Consider the following 5,942-nt stretch of genomic DNA (forward strand, 5'->3'; position numbering starts at 1 on the left):
GGAGGTTTGTTGGTGTTATTATAATGGGTGGTTTAATTAACTACATATGATGTTAATACTGAATACTTTGTCTTTAATGTTGTATGGTTTTATATGTATTGCGATTTTTGGAGGTTGTGTCGTGATTTTTGGAGGTTGTGTTGTATTTGACCCGACATTTGGTGTGTTTCTACTTCTTTTATATATCTTCTGATTTTAATGTGCTGCCATATATTTCTAATATGTTTATTATTTAAGCTGTGGCGGTATACCAGAGCAGACTCATTTCAATAAGACGAGTATGTAATGTACTCTGATTGCTTGGGTACAGAATGTGGTGAGCTGATGTTGGTATACCACATCGGCAGCCAAGAGTATGTTTTGATACTACCAGTCCTCATTACATTGATTGAAAAGCTGAAATCTCTCCTTGCTGCTATCTTTTAAATATTAGGAAGCATTACTCGCACGCAGTCAGACAAGGAGTTAGTCGATACATGCTGTCGTATTTCTTGCATCGCATGGCCTTGGTGATACCGACGTTTCTTGGCATAACCGTCCTCATTTTTGCCATTACCCGTCTGGTGCCCGGCGGGCCTGTCGAGCGAATGCTGGCCAATATGCAATTTCAGGGCGACGGCGCTTCGGCGATGACCACGGCAGGTGGAAGCTCAGCGTTGTCGGACGATCAACTGGCCCAGCTAAATGCGTTTTACGGCCTCGATAAACCGGTTCATCAGGCCTATTGGGAATGGCTCATCAAGCTGGTGCAATTTGATCTTGGCGAATCAACCCGGTATTACGAGCCGGTCACCGAGATGATTGCTGAAAGGCTCCCTGTCTCGCTCTTTTATGGCGGGATGACGTTTTTTATCAGCTATTTTATTTCCATCCCGCTGGGTTACTACAAAGCGGTGAAGCATGGTTCGGCCTTTGATTCTAGCTCTTCTATCTTAATTTTTATTGGCTACGCCTTACCGGGCTATGTTGTCGGTGTTCTGCTTATTACCCTTTTCAGTTATCACCTGGAATGGTTTCCGATGGGCGGCTTTGTGGGCGATGATTTCGAGGACTACGAGACGTTTGCGGAAAAGGCCTCGGATCTTCTCTGGCATGCTGTCCTGCCGCTGATTTGCTACTTAATCGGTGACTTCGCCACTCTGACAATGACGATGAAAAACAACCTGATGGAGAACCTGTCGTCAGACTATATCCGTACGGCAATCGCCAAGGGGCTGCCTTTCCGGACGGCGGTACGTCGCCATGCACTTCGTAATAGCCTTATCCCGATAGCGAGCCACTTTGGTAATTCGTTGCTTTTCTTTATGACAGGATCGTTTTTGATCGAGGTGATCTTCAATATCGACGGGATCGGTCTGCTTGGTTATGAGTCGATCATGCAGCGTGATTACCCTGTTGTGATGGGGATTGTCGCGATTAATGCCGCGATGCTGATGGTTGGCAATATCCTGTCGGATATCTGTGTCGCGCTGGCTGATCCGCGAGTGCGGTTTGGAGCGTGACCAATGAAATTGAACCCCCTGACCCTCAAGAAAATAAGGCGTTTCAAAGCAATCAAGCGCGGGTACTGGTCTTTTGTCGTGCTGTCGCTATTGCTGGTGATGTCCCTGTTTGCCGAATTGCTTATCAACAGCAAGGCATTGGTTGTCAGGTATAACGGCGAATATACCTTTCCGGTGTTTAGTGCCGTGAAGTCGGGGACGGACTATGGCCTCGGATATAGCAATGAGCCGGATTATCAGGCGATGAGCCTGGCATTTTCAGCTCAGGGTAGCGATAACTTTGTCCTTATGCCGATTGTGCCATGGGATCCCTACGAGCAGGATTTCAGCGGCGATTATCCACCGACAGCACCGAGTTTTGAAAACAGACACTTTCTCGGCACTGATGTAATAGGCCGCGATATTCTTGCGCGTCTGGTTTATGGCTTCAGAACCGCGATGGGGTTTGCGCTTCTGACGATGACCATTTCCTATGCCATCGGAACGGCGGTGGGCTGCGCCATGGGGTTCTGGGGCGGTAAATTTGATTTGTTTGTCCAGCGTCTGATTGAAGTGTGGTCAATGGTACCGTTCCTGTACGTCATCATGATTCTGGTGTCGATCACACAGCCCACCTTTACCTTGTTTGTTGCCATCAATGTGTTGTTCGGCTGGATGGGCATGACCTGGTACATGAGAACGATGACCTACAAGGAATCGGCGCGTGAGTATGTCTTGGCGGCCAAAGCACTGGGAGCCTCAACAGCCCGGATCATCTTTCATCATATTCTTCCCAATACCATGGTAATGATAGTGACGCTGGCCCCGTTTACGATTGCTGCCAATATCACGGCATTAACGGCACTGGATTACTTGGGACTCGGGCTTATGCCGCCCACGCCAAGCTGGGGAGAATTGCTACAGCAGGGCAAATCAAACCTGGACTCGCCCTGGATTGTTACCTCGGTAGTGACGGCAATTGTTCTGGTATTGATCATGGTGACTTTCATCGGAGAGGCGATACGCGCGGCCTTCGATCCCAAGAAGTTCACTCGTTATATTTAATGACCGCTAACTCAGGATGTGAAAATGGATAAGAAGATAAAGCTTTACTTATTGTCAGTTCTCTTGGGGTTGAGCTGTGTAGCAAATGCAACGAACACGGCTGATGGTGTTAATGCCAGCGAGTTACCTGAAGGGTTGGTGTGGATATCAAATATGAACGAGCCGCTGTTTGCCTCGGAGCAGGCGAAACGAGGCGGCACCTTCAGATCGTTTATGGCGAGCTTCCCGCAAACCTTACGCAGTGTCGGCCCGGATGCCAATTCAGGGTTGAGGCACTATTTTATGGACGGCATGCCCAAGCTGGCGGCCAGACACCCTAACACCGGAAAGTGGATCCCCCAACTCGCTGAGTCATGGGCATTTGGCAGCGATTACAAAACGGTCTATTTCAAACTCAATCCAGAGGCAAAGTGGTCTGATGGCGAGCCTGTTACTGCCGATGACTATTTGTTTATGCTGAAATACTACCGTTCGAAAGACATCATTGATCCCTGGTATAACGATTTCTTTACCAACACTATCGATACCGTCATTAAATATGATGATCATACTATTGCGATTATTGCCAAGGCGGCCAAGAGCAATGACGAGCTGATGGTTATGATTAACTTACCCAGCAATGGCCTCCAGCCGCGTCCCGAGCACTTTTTTAAGCCTGACACTGATAAGAACAAGGATGGCATCGACGATAACTTTGTACGTGAATATAACTTCAGGAGCGAGCCGACAACGGGGGCGTATTATCTCGACACGGTCAAAAAGGGAAAAAGCGTGACCTTCAGGCATGTCGGCAAGGATTGGTGGGGGTATGGCAACCGCTATTATCAGAACCGGTACAATGTCGATAAGATCCGGCTTCGTGTGATCCGAGATAATGACATTGCCCGCAAGCATTTTGAAAAAGGCGACCTGGATACCTTTGGTTTGGTACTGCCACATCTTTGGCATGATAAATCAGCTAGCCAGCCTTATCAGAAAGGGTATATCCATAAATTCTGGGGCTATAACCAGGTTGCCCAAGGTGCTGGTGGCCTATGGATAAATACGGCAAAGCCTTTGCTGGATAATATTGAAGTCCGCAAAGGGTTAACGTATGCAACTGACTTTGACGGGATGATCAAAAATGTGCTGCGAGGAGATTATGTTCGCAAGCCTCATGGGCTAGGTTTTGGCCATGGCGAGTATGATCGCGGGGATAACAAGCCGCCGGCGTTCAATCCGCAGCTGGCCGCAGAGCTTTTTGCCAAAGCCGGTTTCGAGACAATTGGCCCCGATGGTATTCGCGTTAACAGCCAGGGACAGCGGCTGAGTTTTTCGGTGACTTATGGCTACTCTGTCTGGTCACCGCGTATTGCCTATTTAAAAGAGCAAGCGAAGCAGGCGGGCCTGGAATTGACGCTGAACCTGGTCGATGGCTCGGCCGCCTTTAAATTTATTCTGGAAAAGAAACACGATCTTGCCTTCTTGAATATGGCAGGAGGGGAGATCCCGGCATATTGGGAATATCTTCACTCCAAGAATGTGAAGCCCCAAACCAACAATCATGCCAATTACAGTTCACCGGCACTCGATCAGCAGATTGAAGCCTTCAAAGCCGAGTTTGATGTCAGTAAGCGATATCAGATTTCCCACACGATCCAGAAAATGGTTACTGACGCCTTTATTATTGTCCCAGGCTATATGGTGCCCTATACCCGAGAGGCCCATTGGCGCTGGATACGATACCCGGTGCCGGGAATGACCAAAAAAACGGAATCCATGTTTTATCCGGTCGAGCTTGGTACGTTTTGGATTGATACGGATATGAAAAAAGAAACCAAGGCGGCGATGAAAAAAGGTCGCGCTTTCGAGCCCGTGACAGTGATTGACGATACTTACAAGTTGTAACGGGTCAAGCAGAGACGGTGAAAGGAGAACCCGTATGTCATCAGAGGCCATTTTAAGTGTCAGGGATCTTGAAACAGAATTTATGACAGATGATGGGGTTTCGAAGGTCCTGCATGGGGTCAGTTTTGATGTGTATAAAGGACAGACTCTTGGCCTGGTCGGGGAGTCGGGCTGTGGAAAAAGCGTGACCGCATTGTCGGTTCTGGGATTGCTTCCCAAACCCTATGGCTATGTAACAGGCGGTAAGGTGTTGTATCGAGGTACTGATTTATTGCAGCTGCCGGCAACCGAAATGTATGCCATGCGGGGAAACCGCATTTCTATTATTTTCCAGGATCCGATGACAGCGTTAAATCCGGTGTATTCCGTCGGCAAGCAGCTTAACGAGGTGCTTGAGTTGCACCGCCCCGAGCTGAATAAAAAAGACAGAATGGCTTATGCGCTGGAAATGCTCAATAAGGTACGTATTCCGATGCCGGATAAAAGGTTGAAGGAGTATCCGCATAACCTATCAGGGGGAATGAGGCAGCGGGTGATGATAGCCATGGCCTTGGCCTGTAAGCCTGACATTCTCATTTGTGATGAACCGACGACGGCGCTTGATGTGACGGTACAGGCTCAGATCCTTGACTTGATGATTGCATTGCAGGAAGAAACTGAGATGGCAATGATCTTCATCACTCATGATTTGGGTGTCGTTGCTGAAATCTGTGATGACGTGGCGGTAATGTATGGAGGGCGCATTGTCGAACAAGCCAACGTTTATGACTTGTTTGACTGCCCTCAGCACCCCTATACCGAGCGACTGCTGGGGCTGATGCCAAGTCTCAATAACGAGCCGAAGCAGCCGATAGAAATTAAACCGATCGATCCCGAACTGTTTCCGGATTTCAAGGGGTAGGCAAAGGGTATTTATATGGATGAAATCCTCCGTATTGAAGGACTCAAGCAACATTTCGTCTCTGGAAAAGGGATCTTCAAATCTGGATATGTCGTTAAAGCTGTTGATGGTGTCTCTTTTTCAGTCAGAAGGGGAGAGACTCTTGGCTTAGTCGGTGAGTCTGGTTGTGGGAAAAGCACATTGGGGCGAACCATCCTCAAGCTGTATGAGCCGACAGAAGGCAAGATCTACTTTGAGGGGCTGGATATTACGGCCTATTCGGTTAAAAAGATGCGCCCACTTCGCAAAGACATGCAAATCGTCTTTCAAGATCCTATGGAGTCACTTAACCAGCGTCATACTGTTGGTATGATTTTGGAAGAGCCCTTTATCATTCATGACATCGGCACCCCGAAACAACGTAAGGAATGGGTAAAGGAGTTACTTGTTAAAGTCGAACTGCCAGAAAGTGCAGCCCTTCGTTATCCGCATGAGTTTTCAGGTGGCCAGCGCCAGCGTATTGGCATCGCCCGTGCGATTGCATTGAAACCCAAATTGCTGATCTGCGACGAATCAGTTTCAGCCTTGGATGTATCGGTGCAGGCACAGATCCTGAATTTGCTGCTTCA

Annotated in this window: 5 protein-coding genes; all 5 read left to right on the top strand. The window is 48.3% G+C overall.

The window, feature by feature from the left end:
- Nucleotides 1–476: 476 nt before the first annotated feature.
- Nucleotides 477–1,502: an ABC transporter permease subunit gene (locus MHN01_RS13845; protein ID WP_239411882.1), complete on the top strand. Its 1,026-nt coding sequence runs from the start codon at nucleotides 477–479 to the stop codon at nucleotides 1,500–1,502.
- 3 nt (nucleotides 1,503–1,505) lie between these two features.
- The gene (locus MHN01_RS13850) at nucleotides 1,506–2,546 is read left to right on the top strand and encodes an ABC transporter permease (RefSeq protein WP_239411883.1); all 1,041 of its coding nucleotides are present in this window, start codon (nucleotides 1,506–1,508) and stop codon (nucleotides 2,544–2,546) included.
- Between the two features lie 153 nt (nucleotides 2,547–2,699).
- Nucleotides 2,700–4,433: an extracellular solute-binding protein gene (locus MHN01_RS13855; RefSeq protein ID WP_239411886.1), complete on the top strand. Its 1,734-nt coding sequence runs from the start codon at nucleotides 2,700–2,702 to the stop codon at nucleotides 4,431–4,433.
- A gap of 34 nt (nucleotides 4,434–4,467) precedes the next feature.
- Nucleotides 4,468–5,334, top strand: a complete 867-nt coding sequence (locus tag MHN01_RS13860) for an ABC transporter ATP-binding protein (RefSeq protein ID WP_239411884.1) — start codon at nucleotides 4,468–4,470, stop codon at nucleotides 5,332–5,334.
- A 15-nt stretch (nucleotides 5,335–5,349) separates the two neighbouring features.
- A partial coding sequence (locus MHN01_RS13865; RefSeq protein WP_239411885.1) for a dipeptide/oligopeptide/nickel ABC transporter ATP-binding protein occupies nucleotides 5,350–5,942 on the top strand: 593 nt, incomplete at its 3' end.

The organism is Photobacterium sp. OFAV2-7, from assembly GCF_022347985.1.
GTDB lineage: Bacteria > Pseudomonadota > Gammaproteobacteria > Enterobacterales > Vibrionaceae > Photobacterium.